Annotated in this window: 15 protein-coding genes; 1 reads left to right on the top strand and 14 read right to left on the bottom strand. The window is 61.0% G+C overall.

The window, feature by feature from the left end:
- Positions 1 to 12 precede the first annotated feature (12 nt).
- The 11 genes from pdeM to BI292_RS08590 all read right to left on the bottom strand — a co-directional run bounded on the left by pdeM (position 13) and on the right by BI292_RS08590 (position 14,334).
- Complete coding sequence (gene pdeM / locus BI292_RS08640; RefSeq protein WP_092272231.1) at positions 13 to 666, bottom strand: ligase-associated DNA damage response endonuclease PdeM; 654 nt, start codon at positions 664 to 666, stop codon at positions 13 to 15.
- The gene (locus BI292_RS08635) at positions 666 to 3,152 is read right to left on the bottom strand and encodes a ligase-associated DNA damage response DEXH box helicase (protein WP_101207625.1); all 2,487 of its coding nucleotides are present in this window, start codon (positions 3,150 to 3,152) and stop codon (positions 666 to 668) included. The genes pdeM and BI292_RS08635 overlap by 1 nt, the downstream gene beginning before the upstream one ends.
- 235 nt (positions 3,153 to 3,387) lie before the next feature.
- Positions 3,388 to 4,152 carry an ABC transporter ATP-binding protein gene (locus BI292_RS08630; RefSeq protein ID WP_092272224.1) on the bottom strand — a complete coding sequence of 255 codons (765 nt, stop codon included), beginning with the start codon at positions 4,150 to 4,152 and terminating at the stop codon, positions 3,388 to 3,390.
- A 13-nt stretch (positions 4,153 to 4,165) separates the two neighbouring features.
- Positions 4,166 to 5,284, bottom strand: a complete 1,119-nt coding sequence (locus BI292_RS08625) for a succinylglutamate desuccinylase/aspartoacylase family protein (protein ID WP_101207624.1) — start codon at positions 5,282 to 5,284, stop codon at positions 4,166 to 4,168.
- A gap of 27 nt (positions 5,285 to 5,311) precedes the next feature.
- On the bottom strand, positions 5,312 to 6,022 hold the full coding sequence (locus BI292_RS08620; protein ID WP_101207623.1) for an ABC transporter permease: 711 nt from the start codon (positions 6,020 to 6,022) through the stop codon (positions 5,312 to 5,314).
- Positions 6,019 to 6,747, bottom strand: a complete 729-nt coding sequence (locus tag BI292_RS08615) for an ABC transporter permease (RefSeq protein ID WP_092272213.1) — start codon at positions 6,745 to 6,747, stop codon at positions 6,019 to 6,021. The genes BI292_RS08620 and BI292_RS08615 overlap by 4 nt, the downstream gene beginning before the upstream one ends.
- Positions 6,748 to 6,803: 56 nt before the next feature.
- Positions 6,804 to 7,586, bottom strand: a complete 783-nt coding sequence (locus BI292_RS08610; RefSeq protein ID WP_092272210.1) for a transporter substrate-binding domain-containing protein — start codon at positions 7,584 to 7,586, stop codon at positions 6,804 to 6,806.
- A gap of 438 nt (positions 7,587 to 8,024) precedes the next feature.
- Positions 8,025 to 9,713: an ATP-dependent DNA ligase gene (locus BI292_RS08605; protein WP_101207622.1), complete on the bottom strand. Its 1,689-nt coding sequence runs from the start codon at positions 9,711 to 9,713 to the stop codon at positions 8,025 to 8,027.
- Positions 9,710 to 10,744, bottom strand: a complete 1,035-nt coding sequence (locus BI292_RS08600; RefSeq protein WP_101207621.1) for a ligase-associated DNA damage response exonuclease — start codon at positions 10,742 to 10,744, stop codon at positions 9,710 to 9,712. Before BI292_RS08600 ends, BI292_RS08605 begins: the two co-directional genes overlap by 4 nt.
- A 188-nt stretch (positions 10,745 to 10,932) precedes the next feature.
- The gene (locus BI292_RS08595) at positions 10,933 to 13,383 is read right to left on the bottom strand and encodes a penicillin acylase family protein (protein WP_101207620.1); all 2,451 of its coding nucleotides are present in this window, start codon (positions 13,381 to 13,383) and stop codon (positions 10,933 to 10,935) included.
- A 306-nt stretch (positions 13,384 to 13,689) separates the two neighbouring features.
- Entirely contained in the window at positions 13,690 to 14,334 is a 645-nt protein-coding gene (locus tag BI292_RS08590; protein WP_101207619.1) for a glutathione binding-like protein, read from the bottom strand.
- Positions 14,335 to 14,479: 145 nt separating this feature from the next.
- Between BI292_RS08590 and BI292_RS08585 the strand changes: the two genes are divergently transcribed.
- Complete coding sequence (locus tag BI292_RS08585) at positions 14,480 to 15,028, top strand: cysteine hydrolase family protein (protein WP_101207618.1); 549 nt, start codon at positions 14,480 to 14,482, stop codon at positions 15,026 to 15,028.
- A 193-nt stretch (positions 15,029 to 15,221) separates the two neighbouring features.
- Here the strand turns inward: BI292_RS08585 and BI292_RS08575 are convergent, their stop codons facing one another.
- The 3 genes from BI292_RS08575 to BI292_RS08565 form a co-directional block, all read right to left on the bottom strand.
- Positions 15,222 to 15,437 (bottom strand): SEC-C metal-binding domain-containing protein, encoded by a 216-nt coding sequence (locus BI292_RS08575; RefSeq protein ID WP_101207616.1) that lies wholly within the window; start codon positions 15,435 to 15,437, stop codon positions 15,222 to 15,224.
- 5 nt (positions 15,438 to 15,442) lie between these two features.
- Positions 15,443 to 15,928, bottom strand: coding sequence for an LEA type 2 family protein (locus tag BI292_RS08570; protein ID WP_101207615.1), 486 nt, complete (start codon positions 15,926 to 15,928; stop codon positions 15,443 to 15,445).
- 162 nt (positions 15,929 to 16,090) lie between these two features.
- Positions 16,091 to 16,394: YchJ family metal-binding protein (locus tag BI292_RS08565; RefSeq protein ID WP_178076553.1), on the bottom strand; the 304-nt coding region annotated here is incomplete at its 5' end.

The following is a 16,394-nucleotide window of genomic DNA, read 5'->3' as shown; positions in this document are numbered from 1 at the left end:
TGCTCCCACGATTCAAACTGGCCAAATCTCGCCATCGCCGATGACGAACACCCGACAGCTGTCATCCCGATCGACCTGATAACCGCCGGTAAATGCGCCGAACGCAGGCATCAGGCTGATCTGCTCGCCCAATCTGAAACACGCCAGACGCAAACTTTGCCGACCCTTGCCATGCAGTCGATAAACCGGGTGCACGTGGCCCGCCAGCACGTGGCGGCTCGGGTGCGGATCCGGTTCGTGCTGCAACGCAAACGGCCCCAGCAGCAGCGGTTCCGGGACCACGCGGATGTTCAGCGAGTCCGGCGGATCGCCCGCGCGTTTGTCGTGATTACCGCGAATCAGCGTCATCGGCAGCGCGTGATGACGCTCACGCCAGGTCGCCAACGCCTTCAATGTCTCGGTCGCGTGCGAGCCCGGCCCATGCAGAAAGTCGCCAAGAAAGATCAACTGACGACAGGGCAGGGCGGCCAGCAATCCGTCCAGCACCGCAATGTTTTGCGACGTGGTGCCGCGCGGCACCGGTTGGCCGAGGCTGCGATACGCCGCAGCCTTGCCGAAATGCACGTCGGCGATCAGCAGTGCCTGCTGCGCTGGCCAATAAATCGCTTTCTCGGGCAACAACCAAAGCTCTTCGCCAGCCAGGCGCACAGGAAACGGCGCGCCCATCAGTTTTTCCCGGTTTCAGCGGTTTTTTCCAGATCGCCGACCATTCGGCGGATGCGATCAGCGAGTTTTTCCGAGCTCATGCTTTCGCGCATTCTTTCCACCAACAGCGGAAAGCCTAGCGGCGTAGGACGTTTGATCTGATGCAGGTCGAATCTCAAACTATTGATGTGGGCCAACGTTTCCTCCAGTCGCCGAATATCCAATTCTTCCCGTAGGACTTCTTCCCCAGCCTGGGCCAACAACAAGTTGTCGGCGTCGTACTGCTTGAACACCTCGAAAAACAAACCGCTCGATGCCTGCACCTGTCGCGTACTTTTCGGCGCGCCAGGGTAGCCGGCGAACACCAGCCCGGCGATCCGGGCGATCTCGCGAAAGCGTCGCAGCGCCAGTTCCCCGGCATTCAGGCTGGCGAGCACGTCGGCCAGCAGATTGTCGGCGCTGAGCAACGCCGGATCCAAGTGTTCGGACCAATCGACATAGGTGGCGCTGAGCAATTCGAGCCCGTAATCGTTGACCGCAATCGAGAACGTCACCGCTTGGCGCTGACTGATCCGCCACGCCAACAGGCTCGCCAGGCCCAAATGCACTTGGCGCCCGGCGAACGGATACAGGAACAAATGCCAGCCTTCGCGCGACTTCAGCGACTCGGCCAGCAGGCTGTTTTCGGTCGGCAACCCGGACCAGCGTTGCTGCACTTCCAGCAGCGGGCGCAGCGCTTTCATTTCCGGGCCGACAAAGTCGCCGGCGGCGGCGCTGCTGAAACGTGCGACCACCGCCCGCGCCAGTTCATTGGAAAGCGGCATGCGCCCGCCATTCCAGCGCGGCACTGTGGCGCGTTTGACCGTGCTGCGGCGCACGTACGCGGTCATGTTTTCGACGCGGATCAGCTCCAGCAAACGCCCGGCGAAGAGAAAACCGTCGCCAGGCTTGAGCCGAGCGATAAATCCTTCCTCGACGCTGCCCAGCGTTTTGCCGCCACCGCCCTTGCTCCAGAACTTCAGCTGGATGCTCGCGTCGCTGACAATCGTGCCAATGCTCATGCGATGGCGTCGCGCCAGTCGCGCATCGGGTACGCGCCACACGCCGTGTTCGTCCGGTTCGACCCGGCGATAATCCGGATACGCCGTCAGAGAAAGTCCGCCGTGACGTACGAAAGCCAGCGCCCATGCCCAATCCGCCAGGGTCAGATCGCGATAAGCCCAGGCGCCGCGGACTTCTTCGTACAACTGTTCAGGAATAAAGCCACCGCCGAGCGCCATGCTGACCAGATGCTGCACCAGTACATCCAGCGGTTTGTGCGGTGATTGGCGCGGTTCGATGCGCCGCTGCGCCACGGCGTCTTGCGCGGCGGCGGCCTCGACCAATTCGAGGCTATGGGTCGGCACCAACGTGACGCGCGACACCCGCCCAGGCGCGTGACCGGAACGCCCGGCGCGCTGCATCAGCCGCGCCACGCCTTTCGCCGAGCCGATCTGCAACACGCGTTCGACCGGCAAAAAATCCACGCCCAAGTCGAGGCTGGAGGTGCAGACCACCGCTTTCAGTTGGCCGTCCTTGAGCGCGCGTTCCACCCAATCGCGGGTGTCGCGCGACAGTGAGCTGTGATGCAAGGCGATCAGCCCGGCCCAGTCCGGGCGCGCCTCCAGCAAGGCCTGATACCAGATTTCCGATTGCGCGCGGGTATTGGTGAACACCAGCGTGCTGGGGCTGGAATCGAGTTCGGCGACCACTTGCGGCAACATCTTCAAACCGATGTGCCCGGCCCAGGGGAAGCGTTCGATGGCCGGTGGCAGGAGGGTGTCGACGCGCAGGTCTTTGCCGTTTTCACCCTGCACGCTGACGCCGTTGTCTTGTGGGATTAATACCTGCTGCGCGTGGTCCTGATTACCCAACGTCGCGGAAACGCCCCAGACAATCAACTGCGGATGCCAGCGGCGCAACCGCGCGAGGGCCAGTTGCAACTGCACGCCGCGTTTGTTGCCGATCAATTCGTGCCATTCATCCACCACCACCATGCGCAACGTCGACAACGCCGTTTGCGCATCGGCGCGGGCGAGCATCAGGGTCAGGCTTTCCGGCGTGGTGATCAGCGTCGTCGGCAGTCGCCGACTCTGGCGTGCACGTTCGCTACTGCTGGTGTCGCCGGTGCGCAGGCCAACGCTCCAGCCAATTTGCAAATCCTGCAATGGCGCTTCGAGCGCGCGCGCCGTGTCGGCGGCCAAGGCGCGCATCGGCGTGATCCACAGCACGGTGATCGGCTCGGCGGGCGGCTTGCGCTTCTTCGGTTTTTCCACCGGCGTGACGCTTGAGGCAAAGCGATTGAGCGCGGCGAACCACACGGCATAGGTTTTACCGGCGCCAGTGCTGGCGTGCAGCATCCCGGATTCGCCGCGTTTGACCGCGGTCCACACTTGTTTCTGAAAGGCGAACGGCTTCCAGCCGCGGGCGGTGAACCATTTTTTTGCGTAGTCGGGGGAGTTGCCCATGCCGGCCGTGTGCGCTCTGAAAGTGTTCTTTCAGTGACCACGGCGGCGGGCGAAAGGTTTAAAGATGATGTACTGACATTGATGACCACACACGGACCTGTAGGAGCAGAGCTTGCTCGCGAAGGCGTCGTATCAGTCAACATAATCGTTGGCTGATAGGACGCCTTCGCGAGCAAGCTTTGCTCCCACAGCAAGCTTCGCTCCTACAGGGTGAGCGGTGTTGTTGGGTGGCGGGTTATTTGAGATTGCCGCTGAGAAACTGCTTCAGCCGCTCGCTCTTCGGATTGCCCAGCACCTCTTCCGGCGCGCCTTCTTCTTCCACCAGACCCTGATGCAGAAACAGCACCTGGCTCGATACTTTGCGCGCGAAGCTCATTTCGTGGGTGACCATGATCATCGTCCGGCCCTCTTCGGCCAGCCCCTGAATCACCCGCAGCACTTCGCCGACCAGTTCCGGGTCGAGCGCCGAGGTCGGTTCATCGAACAGCATCACCTCCGGCTCCATCGCCAGAGCGCGGGCAATCGCTACCCGTTGCTGCTGGCCGCCGGAGAGGAACGCCGGGTATTGATCGGCCACTCGCGCGGCCAAACCGACTTTGTCCAGATAACGCCGCGCGCGGTCCTCGGCTTCTTCCTTGCTGCAACCGAGCACGCGGCGCGGCGCCATGGTGATGTTTTCCAGCACCGTCATGTGGCTCCACAAGTTGAAATGCTGGAACACCATGGCCAGCCGCGTGCGGATCCGTTGCAGTTCATCAGGGTCGGCGACGTGCATGCCGTGGCGGTCCTTGATCATCCGCACGTCTTTGCCGTCGAGGCTCATTGCGCCGTCGTTCGGTTGCTCAAGAAAGTTGATGCAACGCAGGAACGTGCTTTTGCCCGAGCCGCTGGCGCCGATCAGGCTGATCACGTCGCCGGTGTTGGCCTTGAGCGAAACACCTTTGAGCACATGATGGTCGCCGTAACTTTTATGCAGGCCTTCGATGGTCAGTTTGTACATGGGGCATGCATCCTCAAGGCGAAAGTAGGTAGCCGCTGCGATAGGCTTCGGTGCCCGCGACGTGGGCGATCACCATGCCGGCAGTGGCCATGCGCCGCAGCGAGCGGGCGTACATCAACCCGGCGGCGGTGCAATGGATTGGGGTGACGCGATCGAGGATCGGGTCGATGACTTCGGCGATCAGTTGCCCGGCCTGCAGGTATTGCCCCGGTTGCGCGCAGAACACCAGCAAACCGCCGACCGGCGTGGCCACCGGTTCGACGCCGGCCAGCGGCGTGGCGGGATAAGGCAGTTCGGGCAGTGGCGCTGGTTCGCCAGCGATGGCGCCGACGTGAATCAGATAGTCGAGCAACGCCTGGCAATCGACACTGGCCAACGGGTGATTGACGTCACCCTGACCGCGCAATTCGACGGTGACCGAAAAACTCCCCAGCGGAATATTGAAGTGCTCGCCGAAGCGCTCCTGCAACTGCCACCAGAGCAAGGTAAAACACTCGTCGAACGACTGACCGCCGGAATCGGTGGCGAGCAGGCTGGCCTCGGCGCCGATGTAGCGCGCCAGCGGCTCGACCTGCGGCCAGGCCTCAGGCGTGGTGTAAAGGTGCGCGACGGCTTCGAAATCGCAATGCAGGTCGAGCACGATGTCCGCGTCACAGGCCAGCCGTTGCAGGGTCAGGCGCTGGGATTGCAACTGCGTGCTGGCGGTCTGGCGGGCGAGGGCGTTGCGCAGGCTGCTGCGGATCAACTCGAGATTGTGCTGTGGATCGTCGCCGAGCTGGCCTTCGATGTCGTTGCCGACTTCTTCGCTCAAATCGACGAACCAGCGATTGAAATTCTGCCCGCTCTCCAGCTCGTAACGGCCCAGCGGCACGTCCATCAGCACTTGTTCGAGGCCGACCGGGTTGGCAATCGGCACCAGGACAATTTGGCTGCGCAAACGCCCGGCCGCTTCCAGCTCGGCCAGGCGTTGCTTGAGGTGCCACGCGACGAGCATGCCGGGCAATTCGTCGGCGTGCAGGGACGCCTGGATGTAGATCTTGCCTGTGGCCGACGCAGGGCCGAAATGAAAACTGTGGATGTGTCGCGCAGTCCCCGGCAGCGGGGCCAGCAAGTCATGGATCTGGTGGCGCATCGTGCGTTTCCTGAAACAGTAAAAGGCCTAGTGGGTCGGCCCGAGGAAGGCTAGCCAGCGGCGTTCGGCAAGTCGAAACAGGCCAACCAGCGCAAAGGTTATGGTCAGGTAGATCAGCGCGGCGATGCCGAACGACTGGAACGTCAGGAACGTCGCCGAGTTGGCGTCCCGCGCCACTTTCAGAATGTCCGGAATGGTCGCGGTGAACGCCACGGTGGTCGAGTGCAGCATCAGGATCACTTCGTTGCTGTAATACGGCAACGAGCGACGCAGGGCGGACGGCATGATCACGTAGGCATAGAGCTTCCAGCCGGTCAGACCGTAGGCCTTGGCCGCTTCGACTTCACCGTGCGCCATGCTGCGAATCGCCCCGGCGAAAATCTCCGTGGTGTAGGCGCAAGTGTTCAGGGCGAAGGCGAGGATGGTGCAGTTCATCGCATCCCGAAAGAACGCGTCGAGCACCGGTTGTTCGCGGATCGCCGCGAGGCTGTAGATGCCGGTGTAGCAAATCAGCAACTGGATATACAGCGGCGTGCCACGGAACAGGTAGGTGTAAAACTGCACCGGCCAGCGAATGTAGAAGTGCGGCGACACCCGCGCAATCGACAGCGGGATCGACACCACAAAACCAATGCAGATCGAGGCGCTGAGCAGCCACATGGTCATCGCCAGACCGGTGATGTTGTAGCCGTCGGTATAAAGGAAGGGTTTCCAGTATTCCTGCAAGAGTTCGATCATCGTACGGCCTCCCGGGAGCCGGCGGCGTAGCGGCGTTCGAGCCAGCGCAGGACGAAGTTGGAAATGCTGGTGATCACCAGATAAATCAGCGCGGCGAGCACCAGAAAGTAAAACAGTTGATAGGTGCTTTTACCGGCGTCCTGCGCAGCCTTGACCAGATCGGCGAGGCCGATGATCGACACCAGCGCGGTGGCCTTGAGCATCACCATCCAGTTATTGCCGATGCCCGGCAGGGCGAAACGCATCATCTGCGGGAACACCACCAGCCGAAAGCGCTGGCCGCGTTTGAGGCCATACGCGGTGGCGGCCTCGACCTGGCCGCGCGGCACCGCAAGAATGGCGCCACGGAAGGTTTCGGTGAAATACGCGCCGTAAATGAAGCCCAGGGTGATGACCCCGGCGCTGAACGGATTGATTTCGATGTATTCCCATTCCATCAAATCGGTGAACGACGTCAGCCAGGTTTGCAGGCTGTAGAAAATCAGCAGCATCAGCACCAGGTCCGGCACCCCGCGAATCAGCGTGGTGTAGAGCTGCGCCGGCACGCGCACCAGTTTGAGTTTTGACAGTTTGGCACTGGCGCCCAGCAAGCCGAGGAGCACGGCGACTATGAGCGACAACACCGATAATTTGATGGTCATCCAGGTGCCTTGCATCAGCAACGGACCGAAGCCCTGAAGGCTGAAGGCAGAGAGCCCCAGATTTTGTAAGAGGTTTTCGAACATAAATCAGCAACCTGATCGAGTAAAAAAAGCGCCCATCGTGAGATGGGCGCCGGGCATTATTTGCCGCTGTACAGATTCAGATCGCCAAAGTGTTTCTTCTGAATGGTGGCGTAGGTGCCATCGTCGTGTAACGCTTTGATACCTTTATCCAAAAGTGCTTTGAGGTCTTTGTTACCTTTAGAGATACCGATAGCTGTTTTGGCTGGCAGCAATTCGCTGTCGACCGGCTTGCTGATCTCGTAGCCTTCACCTTTTGGCGACTTCAGGAAGCCCAATTCAGCTTGCAACATGTCTTGAATGGCGGCATCGAGGCGACCCGAGGTCAGGTCCGAATACACCTGATCCTGGTTCTGGTAGGCCTGGGTTTTGACCCCGGCCTTGTCCAGCACGGCTTTGGCGTAGGCTTCTTGAATGGTGCCTTGCTCGTAACCGACAGTCTTGCCCTTCAGCGAAGCGACGTCTTCGCTCAGGCCGGAACCCTTCTTGAATACGTAAGCGGTTGGGCCGGAGAACAGCTCGTTGGAGAAGTCGATGACTTTTTCGCGAGCCGGGGTGACGGTCATCGAAGAGATCACGCCGTCGAATTTATTGGCCTTTAGGCCCGGAATCATGCCGTCGAAATCGCTTTCGACCCATTTGCACTTGACCTTCAGCTCGGCGCAGATCGCGTTGCCCAGGTCGATATCGAAGCCTACCAGGCTGCCATCGGCCGCTTTCGACTCGAACGGTGCGTAGGAAGGGTCAACGCCAAAACGCAGCTCTTTATATTCCTTGGCCAGCGCGGAGCCGGCAGCCATGCACAACGCCAGTGCAGAAAGGGTCAGCAATGCTTTTTTCATTATTCAATCCCTAAAAACCAATATGAGCGCTTGTGGCGCAGAATTATTGTTACTGGAAAGCGTAAGACCTAATGAAAGTAGCAATTTCCGAACCAGAGTCCCGAACAAGCGTTTTAAAAGGTGATTCAACAAATGCCTGAACAGGATTTGTGCACGCAAATGGGCGTGCGGAAATTGCTGCACCAATATAGTTCAGATCCGGGTAAAGGCTCGATGCGGGTGCTTTGGGAAAGCGCGGAGTCAGTCGGTATTCGCTTTGACTGACCCTGCGCCATCGCGAGCAGGCTCACTCCTACAAGGTTTGTGCTAACAGAGATTAACGAACACCGCTAACCCCCTGTAGGAGTGAGCCTGCTCGCGATAGCGGTGGGTCAGCAAAATCTCTTCTAGCTGACACTGCGCTTTCGCGGGCAAGCCTCGCTCCTACAGGGGCGGTCTTTAGCTCAGGAGGTCTTGCAGGGTGGCGAGGCTGTCGGCTTCTTCGACGGTTTTGTCCTGGCGCCAGCGCAGCATTCTTGGGAAGCGCACGGCGATTCCGCTTTTGTGCCGTTTCGACAGCGCGATGCCTTCGAAGCCCAGCTCAAACACCAGACTCGGCGTCACACTGCTCACCGGCCCGAACTTCTCCACCGTGGTTTTGCGCACGATGCCGTCAACCTTGCGCATTTCCTCATCGGTCAGCCCCGAATACGCCTTGGCAAACGGCACCAGGGTGCGCTCGCTGGCGTCGGGCGGGCCGTCCCACACCGCGAACGTGTAGTCGCTATAAAGACTCGCGCGCCGGCCATGCCCGCGTTGCGCATAGATCAACACCGCGTCAACGCTGAACGGCTCGACTTTCCATTTCCACCAGACGCCCATGTCCTTCGTCCGGCCGACGCCATACATCGCGTCCCGGGCCTTGAGCATCATGCCTTCGACGCCGAGGCGCCGCGACGCTTCGCGCTGTTCGGCGAGGTCGAACCAGTCTTTGCCGGTGAGCAGCGGCGAGGCCAGCAGCACCGGGCTGTTGCACGTGGCAATCACCTGCTCCAATTGCTCGCGGCGTTCAGCCTGCGTGTGGTTGCGCCAATCTTCGCCCTGCCATTCCAGCAAGTCATAGGCGAGCACCACCACCGGCACGTCTTCGAGGATTTTCTTGCCGAGGGTTTTGCGCCCTATGCGTTGTTGCAGCAAGGCAAATGGCTGCACGGACGGCGGCGCGGTGGATTGCGGATCGAAGGCATCCTCGGTGTCCGGTTGCGAGGATTTCCACACGACAATTTCACCATCGATCACCGTGCCGTCCGGCAAACCGTGGGTCAGCGCATGCAATTCGGGGAAGCGCTCGCTGACCAATTCTTCGCCCCGCGACCAGATCCACAACCTGCCCTCGCGCTTCACTACTTGCGCGCGGATGCCGTCCCACTTCCATTCCACTTGCCACTGGCTGGCCGGGCCGAGCAGCGCTTCAAACTGCTCGACCGGTTGCGCCAAGGCGTGCGCGAGAAAAAACGGATACGGCTGACCGCCGCGTTGCGCGTGTTCTTCATCCGATTGCGGCGCGATCAGTTTCAGGTAACTCGCAGCGGTCGGGCGGTTGGACAGGTCGGTGTAACCCACCAGGCGCTGGGCCACGCGTTTGCTGTCGAGCTCGGCCATCGCCGCCAATGCGCGGGTGACCAGCAACTTCGAGACGCCGACGCGAAAGCTGCCGGTGATCAATTTGATGCACAGCATCAGGCTCGCGCTGTCGAGTTGTGCCCACAGTGACGGCAAATGTCGGGCGAGAAATTCCGGCGTTTCACCGCGCAGCGGCAGCAGTTTTTCTTCGATCCACACCGCGAGGCCGTCGGTTGAGCTGTGATCGGTTTCCGGCAATACCAGCGAAATGGTTTCCGCCAGATCGCCGACGGCCTGGTAACTTTCCTCGAACAACCACGGCGACAGTCCGGAAATACTCACCGCCAATTCCCGCAGTGCGCGTACTGGCACCAATTGCCGAGGCCGCCCGCCAGACAAAAAGTACACCGCCCACGCCGCATCTTCTGGCGCGGCTTGGGCGAAGTAGGCTTGCATGGCCGCCAGTTTGGCGTTGCTTGAGGTGGTGGCGTCGAGTTCGGCGTACAGCTCGGCGAAGGCTTTCATCGTTGCCCCTCGGCAAGTTCGGCGGGCGCGGCGGCGTTCTCTTCTTCGTCATCGCCGTATTCAGTGCTGAAACCTTGTGCGTCGAGGCCTTTCTCGCGCAGATGCTGGACCAGCACACCAATAGAGCCGTGAGTGACCATCACTCGTTCGGCGCCGGTCTGCTCGATGGCCCACAGCAGGCCCGGCCAATCGGCGTGGTCCGAAAGCACAAAACCGCGATCAACGCCGCGCCGCCGCCGTGGGCCGCGCAAACGCATCCAGCCGCTGGCGAAACCGTCGCTGTAGTCGCCGAACCGGCGCATCCAGGTGCTCGCGCCGGCAGAGGGCGGGGCGATGACCAACGCCTGGCGCATGATCGGATCGCTTTTTTTGATGTCGCCGGCGTAAATCGTCGGCGGCAGATAAATGCCGGCGTCGCGGTAGACGCGGTTCAGCGGCTCGACGGCGCCGTGCGACAAAATCGGGCCGATGCTGGCGTCGATGCCGTGCAAAATCCGCTGCGCCTTGCCGAAGGAATAGCAGAACAGCACGCTGGCCTTTTGCGCGGCGATATTGGCCCGCCACCATTGGTTGATCTCGGCGAAGATCTGCGCTTGCGGCTGCCAGCGGTAGATCGGCAGACCGAAGGTCGATTCGGTGATGAAGGTGTGGCAGCGCACCGGTTCGAACGGCGCGCAGGTGCCGTCGGGCTCGATTTTGTAATCCCCCGAGGCGACCCAGACTTCACCGCCGTATTCGAGGCGCACCTGCGCCGAACCGAGCACATGGCCGGCCGGATGAAAGCTCAGGGTTACGCCGTGGTGCAGCAAACGCTCGCCGTAGGGCAGGGTTTGCAGGTTGATGTCCTGGCCCAGACGCGAGCGCAGAATCCCTTCGCCGGGCGCCGCTGCGAGGTAATGCTGATTGCCGCGATGCGCATGATCGCCGTGGGCGTGGGTGATCACCGCACGTTCCACCGGGCGCCACGGGTCGATGTAGAAATCCCCGGCGGGGCAGTACAAACCTTCCGGGCGCGCGATAACAAGATCCATATTGTCGCCAAATAGGGGGGGCTTGTTAGGTATGAGGCTTGCGTGAGGCGGGAAGTTCTATCGGAGTTCAGCGCTATTCCTGTGGGAGCGAGCTTGCTCGCGATGGCGCTATTTCAGTCAGCATCATGGTTGACTGTAAAGGCCTCATCGCGAGCAAGCTCGCTCCCACAGGGGGGCAGGATTGTTGCTTATTTCCCTGGTGTCAGGGTCAACCGCGCCTTGCCATACACCTTGTCGAAGTTCTGCGGCTGCATTGGCAAGCTCATGTATTGCCCTTTCAGCCATGGGTCGATGCTGTTCAGGTAATTCGGGCTCGCCGGATTGCCCGATTGCCCGGTGCCGTTCTGCCCCATCAGCGGTTCAGCCTGGCCGAAGTCGACGATAAAGCGCATCGCCGGTACTCGCGTTGTATTGAAGTTCTCGCCCCAGGCGAACGCTGCGGTGTTCAACGTGGTGTGATCGCCGCCGGCCGCCATCGGCCCGCGAACGGTCTGGCCATTGGCATTCTTCCATTCGTAGCGGTGCAATTTGCCCCACTGCCAGGCCTTGTGATCGCCGCCCATTTGGCTGTCGCCTGCACTGATCGCCGCCGCCAGACTGCGCGCGAGGATCGCCGGTTTGTCTTCTTTCTGCGGGGTGCGCGCGTCGTCCCAGAACGGGCTGTCTTCGCGAGCAAGCAGGTGATCGGCCTGCGCCGCGTAGGACAACTCGCCGTTGGCGGTAAAGGCTTGCCACGCCGGGCTGCTTTCCGGGCCGAGTTCGTCGAGGAAAATCTGCTTGGCGCTTTCCTGCAGGAACAACTGGTAAATCGCTGCATCGGCGGACGTCGGGCTGAGCTTGCCGTCGAACGCCATCAAGCGCGTCAACGCTTCGCGAGCCTTGCTGCGATCCGCTTCCGGCAACTTGTCGATTGCCTGTTTCAGCGGCTGCGGCATGCCCGGCGCTTCAAACATGCTTTTCAGTTTGGCGGCGAACGTGGTGGTCTGGTCGTACTGCATGGCGATCAGGCTGCGCGTGTCGTGCTTGCCCGCGCCGGCCAGTTGGGCCATGCGCTCGCCGCGTTCCGGGGCGGACCAGGAATTCGACAATTGCATGCCGTAACCATGCGGAATCACCCGTTGGTTGGCGGTGCCGAGCCAGCCTTGCGCCGGGTCCTGGTCGTAAGGATGGAGCATCGGGTCGGCGTAACCGTCCCAGTCGTAGCGACCTTCCCAGCCCGGCGATGGCAGCAGGCCTTCGCCTTCGCGGCGATTCGGGTAACGGCCGGTGACTTGCCAGCCAATGTTGCTGGCGTCGGCGAACACCAGATTCAGGGCGATGGCGCGGATCTCGCGGCTGGCGTCCGAGGCTTTCTCGACGGTTTGCGCGCGGGACAGGTCGAAAAACGCGTCCAGAGTCTTGTCGTCGGTGAAGCTTGGGGTCTGCAACGCGACGCCAAAACCATTGGCCATGTTCAGGCCCTGGGCACTGTTGAGCAGCGCGCCGTGGCGGGTTTCGTACACGGGTTCGCGAATCGAGCGCTGACCTTTGACGAAGAAGGTTTCGTTGCGCACGGCCACTGGCTGCCATTTGCCGCCGACGTCATAGGCCAGGCCATTGCCCTGGCGGCGGATTTTTTCCAGGAACAGGTCCTGGTTGTCGCCCATGACCGCGGTCATGCTCCACGCCACTTTGCCGTTGAAACCGCCGAGCACCATCGGCAGGCCGGCGACGCTGACGCCCGCGGCCTGATATTTCGGCGCGCGGATCTGCACGTAGCTGTACAGCGACGGCACGCCCATCGGCCCGTGGCTGTCGCTGGCCAGCAGGCTTTTGCCGCTGCGGCTGCGCTGCGGGCCGATCGCCCAGTTGTTCGAGGAGGTGGCGCCGAGCAGGTTCAAATCCGCCAGTTGCCCGGTGGCTTTGCTGATTTCGGCCAGACCGGGGATCGCGCCGTTGAGCTTGATGCCTTGCAGTTTGTCCGCTTCGGCTGCCGGCAGTTTTTCATCGGGCGCGGACGGCGTCAGCCACGGCAGTTTGTCGGTGGTGACGGTTTGCGCGAGCACCAGCGCGGAAATTTCTTCCGGCAGGTTGGCCGATTGGCTGAAGTTGAGCAGGCAGAAAATCAGCGCCGAATCTTCAGGTTTCCAGTATTCCGGTTTGTAGCCGCTGGCGGCGAGGTCGGCCGGCAGCTTGTCGCGGTAGCGGAACAGGTAGGCGTTGACGCCGCGCGCATAGACTTCGAAGAAGCGCTTGAGGCGTGGCGACGAAGCTTTATACAACTCGCCGGCGCTTTTCTTCAGGTTGACGGCGCGCATGTAGCGGTCGGCGTCGAGCAGGTCGGCGCCGGACATTTCTGCCAGGCGGCCCTCGGCCAGCAGGCGCATGGTGACCATTTGCGTGATGCGGTCGCTGGCGTGCACGTAACCGAGGGCGAACAGCGCGTCGTGGAAGGTGTTGCTTTCGATCAGCGGCATGCCCATGGCATTGCGCCGCACCGAAACGTTCTGCGCCAGGCCCTTGAGCGGCTGCACGCCGGAGGCTGGGGGGAGGGTGTTCTGAGTGTCCCAGGTCTGACAACCGGTCAGGCTCAAAACACCGGCCACTGCTGCGGCAACGCCGAACCGGGGAAGAAAATGTGTGAGGGCTGGCGAGGCCATGGCAAAGCTCCTGCGGGGGTAGTAACGCAATAAAGCCGCTACGTTAGTGAGCAGGAGGTAGCCGCGCAAGCGGGGCGCAGGGTTATTTGCGGATTTGTCCGATAAACCGCCGATCAGCAGGCCCTGATACCCCTGGTGACCCTGTGGCGAGGGGGCTTGCCCCCGTTCGACTGCGAAGCACTCGCCAATCGGTCAGCGAAGTCTCACTGCAAGAACATCGTCGCCGGTTTTGGCACCGCTTTGCGGTCCAACGGGGGCAAGCCCCCTCGCCACAAAATCTCACTCACCAATCAAGACGCATCAATCTCAAGACTTGGGTGGATTGACCTTCGCCGCCAGCGCATACGCCTTCACCGTCGCCGGGCGATTCTGGATGTGAGTGAACCAGCGCAGGACGTTGGGGAAGTCTTCAAGTTTCTGGCTCTGCCATTTGTGCGAGACGATCCACGGGTAGATCGCCATGTCGGCAATGCTGTATTCGCTGCCGGCGACGAATTCGTTATTCGCCAGTTGCTTGTCGAGCACGCCGTAGAGGCGCGCGGTTTCGTCGATGTAGCGCTTGATCGCGTAGGGGATTTTCTCCGGCGCGAACTGGCTGAAATGGTGATTCTGCCCGGCCATCGGGCCCAGACCGCCCATCTGCCAGAACAACCATTGCAGCGCCTGTTGGCGCCCGCGCAGGTCTTTGGGCAGGAACTTGCCGGTCTTCTCGGCGAGGTACAGCAAGATCGCGCCGGACTCGAACAACGGCAGCGGCTCACCGCCGTCGGCCGGCTCGTGATCAACGATTGCCGGGATTTTGTTGTTCGGCGAGATCTTCAGGAATTCAGGCTTGAACTGGTCGTTCTGGCTGATGTTGATCGGGTGCACGTCGTACTTGAGGCCAGCCTCTTCGAGGAAAATCGAGATTTTGTGGCCGTTCGGGGTGGTCCAGTAATACAGGTCGATCATGGAGTGCTCCAGAAATTAGACGTCGTTAAGTACGGACAGCCAGCGCTCGCATTAGGTCGTCCTGATTGCACCGCAGAGCTTGCCTGTAGGAAGAGGTGATGCTGAAGTGCGGGAAATTCAATGACCCGACGTGAGAAAAGTCAGCATGGAGCTCAAGACCAACGCGGCGCTGATCATCATCGATCAACAAAAAGGCATCCTGCATCCCCGGTTGGGACGTCGGAATAATCCGCAGGCTGAAGAGCGCATCGTCGAATTGCTGGGGTATTGGCGCCGCACCGCGCGGCCGGTGATTCATGTGCAGCATTTGTCGCGCTCAGCGGATTCGGTGTTCTGGCCGCAGCAATCGGGCGTCGAGTTTCAGGATCGGTTTCAGCCGATGACGGGGGAGCGACTGATCCAGAAGCAAGTGCCGGACGCGTTTTGTGCGACGGGGCTGGAGGCGCAGTTGCGTGAGGCGGGGATTGAGCAATTGGTGATCGTTGGGGTGGCGACCCATAATTCAGTGGAATCCACGGCGCGAACGGCGGGGAATCTGGGGTTTGAAGCGTGGGTGGTGGAGGATGCGTGTTTTACCTTCGACAAGGCTGATTTTTTCGGCAACCCGCATTCCGCCGAGGAAGTGCATGCGATGTCGCTGGGCAATCTGCATGGCGAGTACGCGACGGTCATCAACAGCGAACAAATCCTGTAGGAGCAAGGCTTGCCCGCGAAAGCGATCTCACATCCGGCAAAAATGTTGAATGACACACCGCCATCGCGAGCAAGCTCGCTCCCACAGGGGATGCAGGGTGACCGCAGAAAGCGGTGTCACCCAGTCTCAAATGTAGGAGTGGGCCTGCTCGCGATGGGGGTTCAGCGGGCGAAGCAGGTGTTCGCCCGAAGCATCAAGCGCCGTGGCACTTCTTGAATTTTTTGCCGTTGCCGCATGGGCAAGGGTCGTTGCGGCCGACGTCTTTCAGGGCGTTGCGCACCGGTTCCTGGTGGGCGTGGCCGCAGTTCGGGCCGTGAACGTGGCCATGGTCGTGATCGTGGTGATCGTGGGCATGAGCGTCATGGTCATGATTGCAGTCTGGGCCATGGACGTGGGGTTGCTGGGTCATCGGGTTTACTCCGGAATTAAATCGGCGGGGATTATCACGCCATTACGCGCCAGGTGCACGTAGTGCGCGATGAATAAACCGGTTTCCAGTTCACCTTCCAGACGATAGGGGATGGGTTGCTTGGGACTTTTCAGCATTTTCACCAGGTCGCGCACCTTCGGCCACAGGTTGGTGCGGATCGGCACTTTGAAATAAGCGCTGCGCTTGGGCCCGACGTTGAACCAGTGCTCATGCTCGCCCTCGGTCAGCAACATGTCGCCCAGATGAATGCGGTATTCCAGACCGCGCACGGTCAAGTCGTCATTGTTGGGATTGTCGATGCGAAAGTGCAGGAGGAATTTCTGCTCCAGCAGTTTCGCGCGCACCACCTCGACCTTGACCAGATGCAACTGCGGCTCGGGCTCGTCGCTGCTGAACCAGGAGGCGCAACCGCCCAGGCTCAGGAATACGAGCAGGGTGAGCAGATGTAACGTTCGGCGTTGACGGGTCATGGTGATGGTTCTCACTTGTAGCAGCTGGCGAAGCCTGCGTTCGGCTGCGAAGCAGTCGCCATCCTGGCAACTCGGTCTAACCGGCACACCGCGGCGCCTGATCTCACGACTGCTGCGCAGTCGAACGCAGCCTTCGGCAGCTGCTACAGGGTGACCATCATCTCAATTGCCGAAATATCCTGCGCAGCACTTCTTGAATTTCTGCCCGCTCGCACAAGGGCAAGCGTCATTGCGCCCAGCCTTGAGCGCCACGGTCGGGTCGATGAAGTACCAGCGCCGGTCGTTCTGCACAAACGATGAACGCTCGCGGTGACTGTGTTCACCGCTGCCATCGTGCCAGCGCGCGGTGAAAGTGACGAAAGCGTGTTCCGGTTGCCCGCCCAGCACTTCCGAACTTTCCACCTCCAGCCCCAGCCAGGTGCTTTGCGCGCTCCAGTCGCTCATCGACTGCCGATCCAGCCCGGCC

Source organism: Pseudomonas sp. 43NM1, assembly GCF_002836905.1.
Taxonomy (GTDB): domain Bacteria; phylum Pseudomonadota; class Gammaproteobacteria; order Pseudomonadales; family Pseudomonadaceae; genus Aquipseudomonas; species Aquipseudomonas prosekii.
Note: the sequence above shows the minus strand (reverse complement) of the source record. Positions and strands in the feature narration are given on the sequence as shown.